The sequence below is a fragment of the Ruegeria sp. AM9 genome, assembly GCF_056540565.1.
In genome coordinates, this window is sequence record NZ_JBQFWY010000004.1 from 182,626 (window position 1) to 197,814 (window position 15,189).

Below are 15,189 nucleotides of genomic sequence, written 5' to 3' on the forward strand. Positions count from 1 at the left end.
GGCAGGCCCGCTTGGGCAAGGAATGGGTATGACACTGAATCCTGCCGATGAGACCCTTGCCAAGCTGATCCGCTTTGATCTGGGCGACGATATCCTGCGTCCCGTTGCTGAGCGATATCTGGAAGAACCGCGCCGCCGGTTTGTCGGGCACGCTGGGCTGCTTGCCCTGCCGCGCACGGTCGAAGACGTGTCGGCGCTGGTGCGGTTGGCGTCGGGCGCGCGGGTACCGGTGGTGCCTTATGGCGGTGGCACCGGGTTGGTTGGCGGGCAGGTCATGCCCGATGGCCCCGCGCCGCTGTTGATCTCGTTGGAGCGGATGGCGGCGATCCGGGCAGTGTACCCGACCGAGAACATTCTAATCGCCGAGGCAGGCGCAATACTGGCCGATGTGCAGGCCGCCGCTGAGAACGCCAACCGGCTGTTTCCTCTGGCGTTGGCGGCGCAGGGGTCTTGCCGGATCGGCGGCAACCTCGCCACCAATGCGGGCGGGGTGAACGTGCTGCGCTATGGCAATGCCCGTGACCTTTGTCTGGGGCTGGAGGTGGTTTTGCCCAGCGGTGAGATTTGGCACGGGCTCAGCCGTTTGCGCAAAGACAACACCGGATATGACCTGCGCAATCTGCTGATCGGGTCCGAGGGCACGCTGGGGATCATCACGGCGGCCTCGCTGCATCTGTTTCCGCGGCCCGAAGCGGTGGGGACTGCGATGTTGCAGGTCACCTCGCCTGAGGCGGCCATCGAGTTGCTGGCGCTGGCGCGGGATCAGTTGGGGGATGCGGTCAGCACGTTTGAACTGATCCACCGGCAGGGGCTGCAATTCCTGACCGAGGTGCTGCCGGAGGTGCGACAACCCTTTGCCACACAGCCCGAATGGTGCGTGCTGATCGAACTGGGTTTGTTTGCCGGGCACGCACCGTCAGAGGCGCTGGAAACGCTCTACGCCGCAGCGGACAAGGCGGGTTTTGTTGGCGATGCGGTCATCGCGCAGAGCGAGGCACAGCGCATGGACCTCTGGGCCGTTCGTGAACGTATCCCCGAGGCGAACCGCTTGATCGGGTCAGTGTCGAGCCACGATATCTCGGTCCCGATCTCGCGAATTCCTGAGTTTATTCAGCGGGGTGCTGAGGTGGTGGCGGCGCTTGGCCCGTTCCGTATCAACTGCTTTGGACATCTGGGGGATGGCAATCTGCACTACAACGTGTTTCCGCCGCTGGGCCAGAACCGGTCGGAATTCGATGGACAGCGGCAGGCTGTGAAACACGCCGTGCATGATCTGGTCCACGCGTTTGACGGGTCTGTCAGCGCCGAGCACGGGGTCGGGCGGCTTAAGACCGGTGATCTTGAGGAATACGGGGATGCGACAAAACTGGCTGCGATGCGCGCCATCAAAACCGCGTTGGATCCTTTGGGGATCATGAATCCGGGCGCGGTTTTGAGGTAAAGACGCGGCCCGTGGTTGTGCCGGGCCGCGCCGGGGCAGTTACGAACCCGGCAGGATGACCTTGTCGATGACGTGGATCACGCCGTTCGAGGTTTCGATATCGGCCTGAACGACGTTTGCGTCATTCACCATCACGCCATTGTCCAGATCGATGGTGATGTCTCCACCCTGAACCGTGGCGGCAGTCATGTCGTCGGACAGATCGCCCGACATCACTTTGCCCGGCACCACATGATAGGTCAGCACCGCGACCAGTTGGTCCTTGTTTTCGGGCATCAGCAGCGTTTCGACCGTGCCCTCGGGCAGGGCGGCGAACGCCTCATCCGTGGGAGCAAATACGGTGAACGGGCCTTCGCCTTTCAGCGTGTCCACCAGATCAGCGGCCTGCACGGCTGCGACCAGAGTTTCGAAACTGCCAGCGCCGACGGCGGTGTCGACGATGTCTTTGTTGTCGCCGGCAATGGCGGTGGAGGCAAGAAGTGCGCTGGCCACGCCAGCAATAGCGAGGTTGCGGAACATGATACAAATCCCTTGTTGAAATGCCTCAGGCGGCATCAACAGGGGTACGGGTAATCCTCGCAACAAGATCACTGAATGTGTCTATGAGACGGGGTGGATATTGCGCCGCGTCGCGCTAAGCTCGTGCAGGGCCGGATTTCCACTCACAATCTTGTGAAGACAGCGCCCCTAAAGCCCTTCGAATTCGCACAGAATATGCACGTCCATGCCCATCTCTTCCAGAACCTTGCGACCGCCCAGTTCCGGCAGGTCGATGATAAAGGAACACGAGACGATCTCACCCCCCAGCCGTTCGATCAGCTTGATCCCGGCGGCGGCGGTGCCGCCGGTGGCCAGCAGGTCATCGACCACAAGGATCTTCTCGCCCGGTTGAATGGCGTCATCGTGGATCTCAACGATGGCCTCACCATATTCCAGCTTGTAGTCCTGGCTGATTGTGGTGCCGGGCAGCTTGCCCTTTTTGCGGATCGGAACAAAGCCGACGCTCAGCTGGTGCGCAATCGCGCCACCGAGGATGAACCCGCGGGCCTCAAGGCCGACGACCTTGTCGATCCGCTCGCCCGCATAGGGGTGCAGCATCTGGTCGATCGCCATGCGGAACCCACGCGGGTCGGCAAACAGGGTGGTGACGTCCCGGAACATGATCCCTTCATGCGGGAAATCAACGATGGTTCGGATGTAATCCTTGACCGACTTGTTTCTGGACATGGCCAACCCCTTTGGCGTCAAAACACGCGGGCGTGTTTGGCCCATTGGGGTCAGCCTTGCAAGGAAAGATTACCGCCGCCTTACTTGCTACGTTGCGAAACAGAGTTCGGCAGGCTTTTGTACCGATAGAGCGCGGCAGGCAGCCACGACAGATGCGGTTTGCGCCAGTTGCGCTGGTCTCGCAAAAGAAATGCCTGAGCGGTGTGCAGGTTCATTGCCATATTCCCTTTTTTATTGTTAGGTGCTCGATAACTACAATTTCTATGCGATGTATATACAATGCACCGCAAATAGAATCAAGAGCTGAACGGGGAAAAGGCGCGTGGCTAAGAAAGACGGTAAAATTTCTACCAAGAAAAACAGTCAGTTGGTCTTGCGTCTGGACAAGGGCGAACGCGACGCTTTTGTCGAGCTGTGCAAGGAGCTGGACACGTCAGCCGCGCGGGAAATCCGGCGGTTCATCCGCGGTTTCATGAAAGAACACGCCGAGGATTAAGCCCTCAGGCCGGGCGGCGCAGCACGGCGGTGGCAAACCCCATTCCGATCAGAGCCAGCCCTCCGAACCGGGTCATAGCGGTGATGAAGCCGGCCCGTCCGATCATTCGGCGCAGCCGGTCGGCCAGCAGCGCATAGGCCAGGGCGTTCAGCCAAGCGAGGCCGACGAAGGTTGCGATCAGGATGGCGAATTGTGGGCCCAGAGGCTCGGCCGGGCGCAGGAATTGCGGTACGAAGGCAATGAAGAACGCGATGGATTTCGGGTTCAGCGCCGTGACGGCGGCAGCGTGGCCAAAGACGCTGCGGGCGGTGACGTCGCGCCCGGTCTCCACTGTTTGCAACCCGCCCGAGGGCGCGCTGCGCAGCAGTTTGATACCCAGCCAAACCAGATAGGCTGCACCTACCCATTTCAGCACGGAAAACAGTGTTGCCGAGGCCAGCACCAGCGCCCCCAGGCCCAGCAGCGACGCTGTCATGGCCACCAGATCCCCCACCGCAACCCCGGTGGCTGAGGCCACGGCGACGCTGCGGCCTTTCGACAGGGCATAGCTGAGCACCAGCAGAACAGTCGGGCCGGGGATCAGCAGCAAGGCGGTCGATGCGGCCACAAAGGCCAGCCAAAGGTCGATGGACATGGGGGTTCCTGTGTTTGTTTCCTCACCAAGCCCCGACGCAGTCGCCAGGTCAAGCCTTTCGTGAAACGCTTGGGTGTTCTGGTTCGAGTGAACTCACATGGACGGCAAAGGCGTGTGTCCTGATGGGCTGCCGCAAACAAGTTGCCCCGCCTGAGCAGGTTAAAGATTGAATTAAGGCTTGTGCATCTTCCTTGAAACACGCCCCCGGCTTTCCAACCTAAGAGATACCAGAGGATCGGAGGAGAAAATGACGCAGACACATCCAGATCACATCGGAACGTTCTCCGAGTCCGCACGGTCAGGAATCTGGCCTGTAAGGCGTGTGCTGATCCTGATGGCCCTGATCGGGGGTGCGTTATATGCCGGGATTCTGGGGTATATGTATTCAAATCAGAACGCGTTGCTGTACAAGCCTTCGGGCGAGTTGCCGGATCCCAGGACAGTCGGGCTGGCCGATGTGGATGTGATCACGGTCCCCATGTCCGATGGGGTGGTGTTGACCGCTTGGTCCGCGCCTCCGGCGACCGAGGGCGCGCCGACGGTTCTGTTCTTCCATGGTCAAAGCGGCAATCTGGGCGATCGGGCGGATCGTATGCGCGAAATCCTCAACAGCGGTTTTGGCCTGCTTGCACCCAGTTATCGCGGCTTTCCGGGCAGTGGGGGTGAGCCCTCGGAACTGGCGCTGATATCGGATGGGGTTCAGTTGTTCGACCGGCTGGAGGCTGAAGGCGTGGAGATTGTGCTGCATGGCCAGAGCCTGGGGACGGGCGTAGCCGCCGCGGTGGCCGAGGAGCGCCCGAATGCGCAGCTTCTGGTGCTTGAGGCGCCGTTCACTGCCACCGTCGATGTGGCGGCCGAGCGCTATCCGTTTCTACCGGTCTCGGCCCTGATGAGGGATCAGTTCGCCACCCGCGACTTGATCGACAGTATCACCGTGCCAACCCTGATCTTCCACGGGACCGAGGACGAAACCATCCCGCTGCACCATGGTGAGGCGCTGGCAGAGATGTCAGGGGACGCCGCTCAGTTGCACGTTATCCCCGGGGGAACCCATAACGACCTGTGGTCGCATGGGCTCTGGGCCGAGGTACAAAGTGCACTGGGGCAACAGCTGGATTAGAGAATCCGGCCGGCTACCGCATCCAGTTTGGCCAGCAACGCGGGGTCGCGCTTTTCCGGTGCAGTCAGGATGGCATATTCCAGCGCCCGGTCGCAGCCATGGGGGCAGGGCGCGCGCTCGGCACCCAGCAGATCCGGCAGACCCTTGACCAGCGCCCGGCCTTTTTCCGCATTGCCGCTCAGGGTGGCGATGATGGCGGTCACGTCGACCTCACCGTGGTCTGGGTGCCAGCTGTCGTAATCGGTGACCATGGCGATCGAGGCATAACAAAGCTCGGCCTCGCGGGCGAGTTTTGCCTCGGGCATGTTGGTCATGCCGATCACGTCACAGCCCCAGTGCTCGCGATACATCTTGGATTCCGCCAGAGATGAGAACTGAGGCCCCTCCATCGCCAGATAGGTGCCACCGCGATGAATGGTGATACCCGCAGCATTGCCTGCGGTTTCACAGGCGTCCGACAGACGTGGGCAGGTTGGATGGGCGACGCTGACATGGGCGACGCAACCGGTGCCGAAAAAGCTCTTTTCGCGGGCAAACGTCCGGTCGATGAACTGATCGACGATCACGAAATCCCCCGGTGCCATATGCTCGCGGAACGACCCGCAGGCAGAGACCGAGATCACGTCCGTCACCCCCAGCCGCTTCAGCGCGTCGATATTGGCGCGATAGGGCACTTCGGTCGGGGAATGCACATGACCGCGCCCGTGGCGGGGCAGAAACGCCATGCCCACACCTTTCAGCGATCCAGTCAGGATTTGGTCCGACGGATCACCCCACGGAGTTTCCACGGTGACCCATTCTGCATTCTCCAGCCCATCTATGTCATAAATGCCTGATCCACCGATGATGGCGATTTTGGTCTGGGTCATGGCTGCTCTCCGCGTGAATAATTCCGTCGACGAATTTCTGAGGGGCGCCGGAGGATTTGGCAAGTGGCATCAACGGTTTGTGTTGGGCGCTGGCCTGGTATGCGCCTAGCGCATACCAGGGTCCCGCCTGACGCGGTATCTCTGGCGGGGTTTGACCGTTAAAAGACCCCTTTCGCGCGAACAAAAACAGACCGACAGGACCGTTCCATGCCCCGAGCCATGCTGGCAAGCTTTGCCAATCGTATAGCCAAACCCGATTTGCGTTGGGTGCCGGACGAGGGGCTGACCGCCTCGCGTTTACGGATCGAGTTGCTGTCCGGTCTGACCGTAGCCCTGGCGCTGGTGCCCGAAGCGGTGGCCTTTGCATTTGTTGCCGGTGTGCATCCGCTGGTCGGTCTGTACGCGGCCTTCATGGTCGGCCTGATCACCGCACTGATTGGCGGCCGTCCAGGCATGATCTCGGGCGCAACCGGGGCGTTGGCTGTGGTGATGGTGGCGCTGGTGGCCGAACATGGGGTCGAGTACCTGTTCGCGACCGTTGTGCTAATGGGCATCCTGCAGCTGATTGCCGGGGCCATGCACTGGGGGCGGTTCATCCGTCTGGTGCCGCATCCGGTGATGCTGGGCTTTGTGAACGGTCTGGCGATCGTGATTTTCCTGGCGCAATTGGGCCAGTTCAAGGTGCCGGGTACCATGGAAAACACCGGCCACGGCGTTGGTGGGGGTGAGTGGCTCTCGGGCCTGCAGCTTTATACCATGCTGGGTCTGGTGGCGCTGACCATGGCGGTGATCTGGGTCATGCCGCGTATCACCCGCATCGTTCCTGCGCCTCTGGCTGGTATTCTGGTCGTGGCTGCGCTGGTGATTGGCTTTGGCCTGGACGTGCCGCGCGTTGGCGATCTGGCGTCGATCGAGGGCGGGCTGCCCGCGTTCCATATCCCGATGGTCCCTCTGACATGGGAAACCTTTGAGATCATCCTGCCCTATGCGGTCATTTTGGCCGCCATCGGCCTGATTGAATCGCTGCTGACCCTGAACCTCGTGGGGGAAATCACCGGCAAACGTGGAGGAGCCTCTCAGGAGTGTATCGCGCAGGGCGTCGCAAACGTGGCCACCGGATTCTTCGGCGGTATGGGTGGTTGTGCGATGATTGGTCAATCGATGATCAACGTGAAATCCGGCGGCCGCACCCGCATCGCCGGCATCGCGGCGGCGCTGTTCCTGCTGATCTTTATCCTGTTCGCTTCGCCTCTGATCGAACAGATCCCGCTGGCAGCGCTGGTCGGTGTGATGTTCATGGTGGTGATCGGAACCTTCGCCTGGAACTCGTTCAAGATCCTGCGCAAAGTGCCGCTGACCGATGCGTTCGTGATCGTCCTGGTGACCGTCGTGACCGTGATGGAAGATCTGGCGGTTGCCGTGGTCGTCGGCGTCATCGTCTCGGCGCTGGCTTATGCGTGGAACAATGCCAAGCGTATTCACGCCGTTACCCGCGACTCTTCTAGCGAAAAGGGCGCCAAGGTCTATGAAATCCAAGGTCCGCTGTTCTTTGGCTCCTCCGATGGGTTTGTCGAACTGTTCGACGTGCCGAATGACCCGGAAACGGTGATCGTGGACTTTGCCGAAAGCCGCGTGGTCGACCAGTCGGCGCTGCAAGCCATTGAGAACATCGCCGCCAAATACGAGGGCGCAGGTAAACGAGTCATGCTGCGCCACCTCAGCCGTGATTGCCACAAGCTGCTGAACAAAGCCGGTCACCTGATGGTCGATAGTGATGATGATCCGGATTACGAGGTGGCCGTCGACTATTCAGTCCGTACCGGTATCCTCGGCGGTCACTGATTTTTGCGAGGCTCTGCCTCGCGCTCCGGGATATTTCCAGCCAGATGAAGTAGGGGATCCTTCCTTCATCTGGCCTCAAAAATCCCAGGAGAGACGCCCGAAGGGCGGCGGGGGCAGAGCTCCCCTGAGACAAGTCAATCGTCCGGACGGCTCAGTGAAAACAACTCGGTAACAACCGAGTAGTCCCGATACCCCAGCCGGGCCAGCGGCTGGAAGGATGTGACGTCGAAAATACCGTCCTTCAGGCAATCATCGCGCAGGTGAACACCGGTGACTTCACCGAACACGACCCGGTTTGACTCTCCGGGCAGGGTCACAATCTGCGTCAGTTTGCATTCCAGTGCAGCCGGAGCGCCTTGGACTCGGGCGCAAGGGATGGTTTCGCATTCAACCGGTGTCAGTCCGGCGTGATCGAATTCGTCGTGATGTTTGGGTAAGCCCGCTGAGCTGGCATTCATCGCGTCGCGGTGCGCGTGGGCGACGACGTTCACGCAAAACACGCCTGTTGCCTCGATATTCGACACACTGTCCTTGCCGCCGTCCTGATCGTGCTTGGTGCCGGTTGATGCGAACATCACTTGCGGCGGCGTGTAGGCGACACCGTTGAAGAACGAATACGGCGCCAGATTATTGACCCCGTCCGGGCTGCGGGTGGAAATCCAGCCAATCGGCCGGGGCGTGATAACGGCGTTGAACGGGTTGTGGGGCAGGCCGTGGCCGTCTTCGGGGCGGTAGAACATCTGATCTCCAAGCGTTTGCCCAAGGCGTACCGAAGTGCTAGGGCGAAAGCCAGCAAGGAAAAGAGGGCCGGGGTGCAGCAGTTCGGGATCAGGCCGGAAGAGCCGGATGATTGGTGGGAGGTTGAGGCCCTCTATGACCTGTGCTTTGCGCCCGGGCGCGAGGCGCTGTCTTCGTATCGCCTGCGCGATGATGTGCCGCCCGTGGCCGGAATGTCTCTGGTGGCGCGGGATGGGCAGGGCATTCTGGCCGGGGCCATCCGGTTCTGGCCGGTGCATGTGGGCGATCACGATGCGCTGCTGTTGGGGCCGGTGGCTGTGCATCCCACCCATCAGGGCGAAGGGCTGGGCGGGTTTCTGATCCACGAAGGCCTTGAGGCTGGCCGCGCTTTGGGTTGGGAACGTGTCATGTTGGTCGGCGACGCGCCCTATTACGCTCGGTTCGGGTTTACTCTCCTCACAGAGGTCGAGATGCCGCCCCCCACCAACCCGGACCGTGTTCTGGGTGTGGAATTGTCGCCCGGCGTTTGGGAAGGCATCCATGGCCCGGTGACCCGCTGGAGCCGCTGAACTATTGAAACCGTGGGCATAAACCCCGATCTCTAAAGGGCAGGAGGGTATTTATGCAGGACGTGGTTCTTGTCGAAAAACTGGATGCTGAGGCCGAATTGGACCGTTTGGCCGGGTATTACCGAACGGCCGGTGGCCCGGGTGTCAAACTGTTGAACGGTCTGGGCGGGTCGGCCGAATCCTTGCTGGAGCAATTGCCCGAACCGATCAGGCTGGGGCTTACGGGAGCGACGGAACAGGCCCTGTGGCTGGCAATGCACGCGGCGGAAGGATCGCGCCGCGCGGTTCCCGATCAGCGCCCGTGGGTCAACACCGCAGTGACCACCGCCATGGGCGCGGCGGGTGGCTTGGGTGGAGTATCCACCGCTTTGATGGAGTTGCCCGCGACCACCGCGATGCTGTTGCGCGCGATACAGGGGGCCGCGGCGCGCGAAGGGTTTGATCCCTCGGAAGAAGGTGTAAAGTTCGATTGCGTCCGTGTGCTGTCGGCTGCCGGTCCGTTGTCCAATGACGATGGCGCCGATCTTGGGTTCTTTTCCGTCAGGCTGACTTTGACTGGACCGGCCATGCAGAAGCTGGTCGCGGCGGTTGCTCCGCGCTTGTCCGTTGTGCTGGGGCAGAAACTGGCGGCGCAGTCCGTACCGGTGCTGGGGGCGATTGCCGGTGGCAGCACCAACTTTGTCTACACGCGCTATTACCAGCAGATCGCCCGCGTGCATTTTGGCCTGCGGCGATTGGCGATCGATGCCGATATTCCGCATGATGACCTGGTGCGAAAACTGGCGACGCGTATGTGACCCAAAGCCAAGGGCTTGGAGAAAAACGCTTTATATGGTATCCAGTATCCGAGGGCCCGCTAAATAAGCAAATAACTGCGGGAAAACAGGCAAGGATTCCATTTGAAAGGCGGCTAGCGTGGTTGACGCCAGACTTGCGCCATATGTTTCGCGAAAGACCCGGCACCTTCCGGTGCGGCAGCAATCGGCTGCACTGTGCTATCGTATCGCGCAGGGGCGCCCGGAGGTCTTGCTGATAACGACACGAAAATCCCGCCGTTGGATCATTCCCAAAGGGTGGCTGATCAACGGTCTGACCCCGTCCGAGACGGCCTGTCAGGAAGCCTGGGAAGAGGCCGGTATTCGCGGTCTGTGCGAGACGCGGGCATTGGGACGGTTTCATTATCAGAAGCAGCGCAGCAAAAAGGGGCCCGTTTTGTGCGTCGTGGATGTTTTTCCGCTGTTGGTGCAATCGGTCTCATCGCGTTTTCCCGAATGCAGGCAACGGGACAGAAAGTGGTTTTCGCTGAAAAAGGCGGCCTCAAAGGTCAATTCACCTGAACTCTCACTATTGTTACGCAAGCTCGAGCCTGTTAGGCACTGAGGTGCCCTTGGAAGGGCTTGATCTTGCCATGTGCCCCGGTATCTATTCGGCAACCGACATCTGGACGGACCATGATTCAATACGCGTTGAAGTGCAGCAACGGCCATACATTTGACAGTTGGTTTCAATCAGCGGCCGCTTACGACAAATTGGCATCCGCGAGCATGGTGACATGCGCGGTGTGCGGGTGTTGCGATGTTGATAAGGCCATCATGACACCGCGCGTCCGTCCGGCCCGCACCGCCGAGGCGCGACCTCTGGCGACGACGCCTGAGGCCGAAACGATAGGGGTGGCAGCCCCGGCACCTGACGTCGAAAAGGTATTGGCCGAGCTGCGCCGCAAGGTCGAAGAGAACTCGGATTATGTCGGCAAGGACTTCGCCAGCGAAGCACGCAAAATCCATCTGGGCGACGCCCCCGAACGGGCGATCTATGGCGAGGCAAGACCGGAAGACGCGCAGGCCCTGATTGATGACGGCGTGCCGGTGGCTCCGCTGCCGTTTGTTCCCAGCAGAAAGACCAACTGACCCCTGCATGTTGTGATCACTGGCGCAGGCCGTGACACTTGGGCAGGGGATCGGCGATCATTCTGTCGGCATAAGGGCGCAGAAAGTTGCCTCCAGTGTCACCGCCGTGTTGCTGACCGCTCAGTCTGTGGTGCCCACATCTACCGTGCTTCAAAGGCCGCCGCGTTGAAACCGGGGCGGATCGGACGCCGAGATCACATCGGATAAGACCCCAGGGGAATGATCGAGCGGTTCGACGGGTTGTCGCTGGCCATCAAGGGCCTTTTAGAAACCCGGGATGGCCGCTCGCATGCTTACTGACGGATCAGCGCTGCCGAGGGGATTTCGTAGACCTCATCCGGGTCGACGAAAACCACCGTAAGGTCACCGCGGGTCTCATGGCTGATCTTGGCGGGCGAGCTGCTGGACGTTGGGACGCCATCGGTGAAATAGATGCTGCGCACCTCGCCGGCACCCAACGAAACAGCCAGCGTGGTGGTGCCATCGTCATGGTGGCGCAACTCGGCATGGCAGCTGCTCAGCGGCTCTCCGCCCGTGGCGCAGGGTACCGTCCCCAGGGCATTCTTGCCGTCGGTCGCGGCCAGTGTGGCAACTTGCGCAAAAGCGGGCGAAGATAGCAGCATGGCTGCGATGGCAAGGCGGAGCATGGAAAACCTCTTGGAAAATTCGACACCTAAGGCTGACACCCCCTCAGCCGGATGTAAAGCGCGCCCATGCGGCATTCGGGGTGGTATTGAACCCTTGCCCTTGCGGCCCCCCTCGCATAAGACGCACGGAACCTGAAGTCCAAGGCGCGGAGAGACCACCCCCATGCCCTTACTCGTTATGAAATTCGGTGGCACATCGGTTGCCAATCTCGACCGCATCCGCCGCGCGGCCAAACGCATCGGCGTCGAGGTGGCCAAGGGCTATGACGTGATCGTCATCGTTTCGGCCATGTCCGGCAAGACCAACGAACTGGTCGGGTGGGTTGACGAAACCTCGCCGCTGTACGACGCGCGCGAATATGATGCGGTGGTGTCTTCGGGTGAGAACGTGACCGCCGGTCTGATGGCCCTGACTTTGCAGGAAATGGATATCCCGGCTCGCAGTTGGCAGGGCTGGCAGGTGCCGCTGAAGACCACCAGCGCCCACAGCCAGGCCCGGATCGAGGAAATCCCGACCGAGAACCTGAACCAGAAGTTCGGCGAAGGGATGAAGGTTGCCGTTGTTGCGGGCTTTCAGGGCATCAGCCCCGAAGGCCGCATCACCACGCTGGGCCGGGGTGGTTCGGATACGACTGCCGTGGCTTTTGCCGCCGCCTTTGGTGCCGAGCGGTGCGACATCTACACCGACGTGGACGGCGTCTATACCACTGACCCGCGCATCTGTGAAAAGGCACGCAAACTGGACCGCATTTCGTTCGAGGAAATGCTCGAACTTGCCTCGCTGGGGGCCAAGGTGCTGCAGACCCGCTCGGTCGAGCTGGCGATGCGCTATAAGGTGAAACTGCGCGTTCTCTCAAGTTTCGAAGAACAATCCGACGAGGCCGGTACGCTGGTCGTTGACGAGGAGGATATCATGGAATCCAATGTTGTGGCCGGTGTGGCCTATTCCCGTGACGAGGCCAAGATGACCGTCGTATCGGTGGCGGACCGCCCCGGTATCGCCTCGACCATCTTTACCGCACTCAGCGATGAGGGCGTGAATGTGGACATGATCGTGCAGAACATCTCGGACGAGGGGCGCACGGACATGACCTTTTCCTGCCCCACCGATCAGGTGGCACGGGCGGAAAAAGCCCTGCTGGCGATCAAGGATGCGGGTGAGCTGAACTATGCCGAACTGGTTGCGGATGAAGATGTCTGCAAGGTCTCGGTGGTAGGTATCGGGATGCGCTCTCAGTCCGGTGTTGCGGCCAAAATGTTCAAGATTCTCTCGGATGAGGGTATCAACATCAAGGTCATTACAACCTCTGAGATTAAAATTTCCGTCCTTGTCGACAGGAAATACATGGAACTTGCGGTTCAGGCACTGCATGATGCCTTTGAATTGGACAAGGCGGCCTGAGCGTTTCAGCCAAGGGTCTTGCCTGACGCACTAATTTGGGTGGGCCATGGCGGACGGTACAGAAACAGAATCTCGCAAGCTGCTGGGGCGGCTGCGCGAAGAGATGGCGAGCGAGGCCGCCGGCCAGGAACGTCTTGACCGGATCACCAGCCTGATTGCGGACAGCATCCGGGCCGAGGTCTGCTCGGTCTACTTGTTCCGCGATGAAGATACGCTGGAGCTGTGCGCCACCGAAGGCCTGTCGCCCGAGGCCGTCCACAAGACGCGGATGCGCATGGGTGAGGGGCTGGTGGGTCGCGTTGCCCAGTCCGGCACGGTGATGAACACGGCGGATGCACCGTCGGCCAAGGGTTTCCGCTATATGCCCGAAACCGGCGAGGAACGGTTTTCGTCCTTCCTGGGCGTACCCATACAGCGCCTGGGCGAAAAGCTGGGCGTGCTGGTGGTTCAGTCTCGCGAAGCGCGCGAGCTTTCGGCGGATGAGGTGTATGCGCTGGAAGTGGTCGCCATGGTTCTGGCTGAAATGGCCGAACTGGGCGCTTTTGTCGGTGAGGGCGCGGCGCTTTCGCCCTTGCACCAGCAATCGGTGCAGTTAAGCGGTGGTCCGGCACAGGAAGGCTCGGCCGAAGGGCATGTCTGGCTGCATGAACCGCGTGTGGTGGTCACCAACCCCATCGCCGAAGACCCCCACCGTGAACTTGAACGCCTGACCGAAGCCGTGGAAGAGCTGCGCGTCGGCGTCGACAAGATGCTGGAAATCTCGCAGGGGGCCGACAAGGAACAGCTTCAGGTTCTGGAAGCCTATAGGATGTTCGCCAATTCCAAGGGCTGGATGCGGCGGATGGAAGAGGACATTGACCGTGGCCTCAGTGCCGAAGCCGCCGTCGAGAAAGAGCAATCGCAGGCGCGCGCGCGTATGGGGCAGGTGACCGATCCCTATCTGCGCGAGCGGTTGGCCGATCTGGACGACCTCAGCAACCGATTGCTGCGTATCCTGACCGGGCAGGGCAAAACCGATGGGGCCGACCTACCGCCTGACCCGATCCTGATTGCCCGCAATATCGGCCCTGGTGATCTGTTGGAATATGGCCGCTCGCTAAGAGGCATCGTGCTCGAGGAAGGCTCGGTCGGCAGTCACGCCACCATTGTCGCCCGTGCGCTGGCGATTCCGCTGGTTGTTCACGTGGGCCGCATCACCACCGAGGCGTTGAACGGCGACCATATCCTGGTCGATGGTGATCATGGCGTCGTGCATTTGCGCCCCGAGGATACCGTGGTCAGCGCCTTCCGCGACAAGATCGCGATGCAGGCCAAGGCGCAGGAACGTTATGCCTCGATCCGCGAAACGCCGACCGTGACGCGGGATGGGGAGCGGATCAATCTGGTGATGAATGCGGGCCTGATGGCGGACCTGCCGTCGCTGAACAACTCGGGCGCCGAGGGCGTGGGCCTGTTCCGAACCGAATTGCAGTTCCTGATCCGCAACCAGATGCCGAAACGGTCGGAGTTGGTGGCGCAATATCAGCGGGTTCTGGATGCGGCTGGCGACAAGCGCGTGGTGTTCCGGACGCTGGACATCGGGTCGGACAAGGTTCTGCCCTATATGAAACACGTGGCCGAGCCGAACCCGGCGCTGGGCTGGCGCGCGATTCGCGTTGGTCTGGACAAGCGCGGCGTGATGCGGATGCAGTTGCAGGCCCTGTTGCGCGCCGCCAATGGACGGCCGCTGACCATCATGTTCCCTTTCGTGGCGCAGGCCGACGAATTCCGCGAGGCCAAATGGGAGGTCAACAAGACCATCGAGCGGGAAAAACGTCTTGGCCACGCCCTGCCCGAAACGATTGAGGTCGGAGCGATGCTGGAAACGCCATCGCTTGCCTTTGCGCCACAAAAGTTCTTTGACGAGGTGGATTTCGTCTCGATCGGCGGCAACGACCTAAAGCAGTTCTTCTTTGCTGCCGACCGCGAGAATGAACTGGTGCGCCGCCGCTATGACACGCTGAATGTCAGCTTCCTCAGCTTCATCGAGCGGATCGTTGAGCGCTGCAACATCTCGGACACGCCGCTGTCTTTCTGTGGCGAAGATGCGGGCCGCCCGGTCGAGGCACTGTGCCTGGCCGCGATGGGCATTCGGTCGCTGTCGATGCGCCCGGCTTCGATCGGTCCGGTCAAAAGCCTTCTGTTGCGGGCCGATCTGCAATCGCTGCGCAAGATCATCGCCGATGCACGCCACCGCGGAGAGCAATCGGTGCGCCCCGCCGTCATGGAATGGCTTCGCAATCAAAACTGATTTTCCA

General features: G+C 60.9%; 17 protein-coding genes. 10 read left to right on the plus strand and 7 right to left on the minus strand.

The features are described 5' to 3' along the window. Positions 1-28: 28 nt before the first annotated feature. Positions 29-1,441 (plus strand): FAD-binding oxidoreductase, encoded by a 1,413-nt coding sequence (locus ACR0DO_RS10225; RefSeq protein WP_480558439.1) that lies wholly within the window; start codon positions 29-31, stop codon positions 1,439-1,441. A gap of 39 nt (positions 1,442-1,480) precedes the next feature. On the opposite strand, the gene ACR0DO_RS10230 is transcribed toward ACR0DO_RS10225, so the two are convergent. The 3 genes from ACR0DO_RS10230 to ACR0DO_RS10240 all read right to left on the minus strand — a co-directional run bounded on the left by ACR0DO_RS10230 (position 1,481) and on the right by ACR0DO_RS10240 (position 2,883). Continuing rightward, positions 1,481-1,960, minus strand: coding sequence for a fasciclin domain-containing protein (locus tag ACR0DO_RS10230; protein WP_480558441.1), 480 nt, complete (start codon positions 1,958-1,960; stop codon positions 1,481-1,483). A gap of 168 nt (positions 1,961-2,128) precedes the next feature. After that, positions 2,129-2,668, minus strand: a complete 540-nt coding sequence (locus tag ACR0DO_RS10235) for an adenine phosphoribosyltransferase (RefSeq protein ID WP_170332709.1) — start codon at positions 2,666-2,668, stop codon at positions 2,129-2,131. Positions 2,669-2,748: 80 nt separating this feature from the next. Further along, on the minus strand, positions 2,749-2,883 hold the full coding sequence (locus tag ACR0DO_RS10240; protein ID WP_480558443.1) for a hypothetical protein: 135 nt from the start codon (positions 2,881-2,883) through the stop codon (positions 2,749-2,751). 107 nt (positions 2,884-2,990) lie between these two features. On the opposite strand from ACR0DO_RS10240, the gene ACR0DO_RS10245 reads away from it, so the two are divergent. Next, entirely contained in the window at positions 2,991-3,164 is a 174-nt protein-coding gene (locus ACR0DO_RS10245) for a hypothetical protein (protein ID WP_170445302.1), read from the plus strand. A gap of 4 nt (positions 3,165-3,168) precedes the next feature. On the opposite strand, the gene ACR0DO_RS10250 is transcribed toward ACR0DO_RS10245, so the two are convergent. Then, positions 3,169-3,798 (minus strand): LysE family translocator, encoded by a 630-nt coding sequence (locus ACR0DO_RS10250; protein ID WP_480558445.1) that lies wholly within the window; start codon positions 3,796-3,798, stop codon positions 3,169-3,171. A 247-nt stretch (positions 3,799-4,045) separates the two neighbouring features. Between ACR0DO_RS10250 and ACR0DO_RS10255 the strand changes: the two genes are divergently transcribed. Further along, positions 4,046-4,918, plus strand: coding sequence for an alpha/beta hydrolase (locus ACR0DO_RS10255; RefSeq protein WP_480558447.1), 873 nt, complete (start codon positions 4,046-4,048; stop codon positions 4,916-4,918). On the opposite strand, the gene ACR0DO_RS10260 is transcribed toward ACR0DO_RS10255, so the two are convergent. Further along, a complete protein-coding gene (locus ACR0DO_RS10260) occupies positions 4,915-5,787 on the minus strand; it encodes an S-methyl-5'-thioadenosine phosphorylase (protein ID WP_480558449.1) in 873 nt (290 codons plus the stop codon). The genes ACR0DO_RS10255 and ACR0DO_RS10260 overlap by 4 nt on opposite strands. Before the next feature lie 207 nt (positions 5,788-5,994). On the opposite strand from ACR0DO_RS10260, the gene ACR0DO_RS10265 reads away from it, so the two are divergent. Beyond that, complete coding sequence (locus ACR0DO_RS10265; RefSeq protein WP_480558451.1) at positions 5,995-7,629, plus strand: SulP family inorganic anion transporter; 1,635 nt, start codon at positions 5,995-5,997, stop codon at positions 7,627-7,629. 134 nt (positions 7,630-7,763) lie between these two features. Here ACR0DO_RS10265 and ACR0DO_RS10270 read toward each other — a convergent pair whose 3' ends face one another. After that, complete coding sequence (locus ACR0DO_RS10270; protein WP_480558453.1) at positions 7,764-8,369, minus strand: flavin reductase family protein; 606 nt, start codon at positions 8,367-8,369, stop codon at positions 7,764-7,766. 72 nt (positions 8,370-8,441) lie between these two features. On the opposite strand from ACR0DO_RS10270, the gene ACR0DO_RS10275 reads away from it, so the two are divergent. The 4 genes from ACR0DO_RS10275 to ACR0DO_RS10290 all read left to right on the plus strand — a co-directional run bounded on the left by ACR0DO_RS10275 (position 8,442) and on the right by ACR0DO_RS10290 (position 10,843). Beyond that, positions 8,442-8,936 (plus strand): GNAT family N-acetyltransferase, encoded by a 495-nt coding sequence (locus ACR0DO_RS10275; protein WP_170445282.1) that lies wholly within the window; start codon positions 8,442-8,444, stop codon positions 8,934-8,936. 53 nt (positions 8,937-8,989) lie between these two features. Beyond that, on the plus strand, positions 8,990-9,733 hold the full coding sequence (locus ACR0DO_RS10280; RefSeq protein WP_480558455.1) for an EcsC family protein: 744 nt from the start codon (positions 8,990-8,992) through the stop codon (positions 9,731-9,733). Positions 9,734-9,905: 172 nt separating this feature from the next. Continuing rightward, a complete protein-coding gene (locus tag ACR0DO_RS10285; protein WP_480558578.1) occupies positions 9,906-10,316 on the plus strand; it encodes an NUDIX hydrolase in 411 nt (136 codons plus the stop codon). A 71-nt stretch (positions 10,317-10,387) separates the two neighbouring features. Continuing rightward, the gene (locus ACR0DO_RS10290; protein ID WP_480558457.1) at positions 10,388-10,843 is read left to right on the plus strand and encodes a DUF1178 family protein; all 456 of its coding nucleotides are present in this window, start codon (positions 10,388-10,390) and stop codon (positions 10,841-10,843) included. Positions 10,844-11,136: 293 nt separating this feature from the next. On the opposite strand, the gene ACR0DO_RS10295 is transcribed toward ACR0DO_RS10290, so the two are convergent. Next, positions 11,137-11,490 carry a hypothetical protein gene (locus ACR0DO_RS10295; protein ID WP_480558459.1) on the minus strand — a complete coding sequence of 118 codons (354 nt, stop codon included), beginning with the start codon at positions 11,488-11,490 and terminating at the stop codon, positions 11,137-11,139. A 163-nt stretch (positions 11,491-11,653) separates the two neighbouring features. On the opposite strand from ACR0DO_RS10295, the gene ACR0DO_RS10300 reads away from it, so the two are divergent. Together ACR0DO_RS10300 and ptsP are read left to right on the plus strand one after the other, a co-directional pair. After that, positions 11,654-12,892, plus strand: coding sequence for an aspartate kinase (locus ACR0DO_RS10300; RefSeq protein ID WP_170445267.1), 1,239 nt, complete (start codon positions 11,654-11,656; stop codon positions 12,890-12,892). A gap of 46 nt (positions 12,893-12,938) precedes the next feature. Continuing rightward, a complete protein-coding gene (ptsP, locus tag ACR0DO_RS10305; RefSeq protein WP_480558462.1) occupies positions 12,939-15,182 on the plus strand; it encodes a phosphoenolpyruvate--protein phosphotransferase in 2,244 nt (747 codons plus the stop codon). Positions 15,183-15,189: the final 7 nt, after the last annotated feature.

Excerpts from the sequence above, each read along its gene's own strand:
- ACR0DO_RS10270 (WP_480558453.1), bottom strand. The coding sequence starts at position 8,369 with ATGTTCTACCGCCCCGAAGACGGCCACGGCCTGCCCCACAACCCGTTC.
- ACR0DO_RS10295 (WP_480558459.1), bottom strand. The coding sequence starts at position 11,490 with ATGCTCCGCCTTGCCATCGCAGCCATGCTGCTATCTTCGCCCGCTTTT.
- ACR0DO_RS10255 (WP_480558447.1), top strand. The coding sequence starts at position 4,046 with ATGACGCAGACACATCCAGATCACATCGGAACGTTCTCCGAGTCCGCA.
- ACR0DO_RS10290 (WP_480558457.1), top strand. The coding sequence starts at position 10,388 with ATGATTCAATACGCGTTGAAGTGCAGCAACGGCCATACATTTGACAGT.
- ACR0DO_RS10230 (WP_480558441.1), bottom strand. The coding sequence starts at position 1,960 with ATGTTCCGCAACCTCGCTATTGCTGGCGTGGCCAGCGCACTTCTTGCC.
- ACR0DO_RS10235 (WP_170332709.1), bottom strand. The coding sequence starts at position 2,668 with ATGTCCAGAAACAAGTCGGTCAAGGATTACATCCGAACCATCGTTGAT.
- ACR0DO_RS10240 (WP_480558443.1), bottom strand. The coding sequence starts at position 2,883 with ATGAACCTGCACACCGCTCAGGCATTTCTTTTGCGAGACCAGCGCAAC.
- ACR0DO_RS10280 (WP_480558455.1), top strand. The coding sequence starts at position 8,990 with ATGCAGGACGTGGTTCTTGTCGAAAAACTGGATGCTGAGGCCGAATTG.
- ptsP (WP_480558462.1), top strand. The coding sequence starts at position 12,939 with ATGGCGGACGGTACAGAAACAGAATCTCGCAAGCTGCTGGGGCGGCTG.
- ACR0DO_RS10250 (WP_480558445.1), bottom strand. The coding sequence starts at position 3,798 with ATGTCCATCGACCTTTGGCTGGCCTTTGTGGCCGCATCGACCGCCTTG.
- ACR0DO_RS10225 (WP_480558439.1), top strand. The coding sequence starts at position 29 with ATGACACTGAATCCTGCCGATGAGACCCTTGCCAAGCTGATCCGCTTT.
- ACR0DO_RS10260 (WP_480558449.1), bottom strand. The coding sequence starts at position 5,787 with ATGACCCAGACCAAAATCGCCATCATCGGTGGATCAGGCATTTATGAC.
- ACR0DO_RS10265 (WP_480558451.1), top strand. The coding sequence starts at position 5,995 with ATGCCCCGAGCCATGCTGGCAAGCTTTGCCAATCGTATAGCCAAACCC.
- ACR0DO_RS10300 (WP_170445267.1), top strand. The coding sequence starts at position 11,654 with ATGCCCTTACTCGTTATGAAATTCGGTGGCACATCGGTTGCCAATCTC.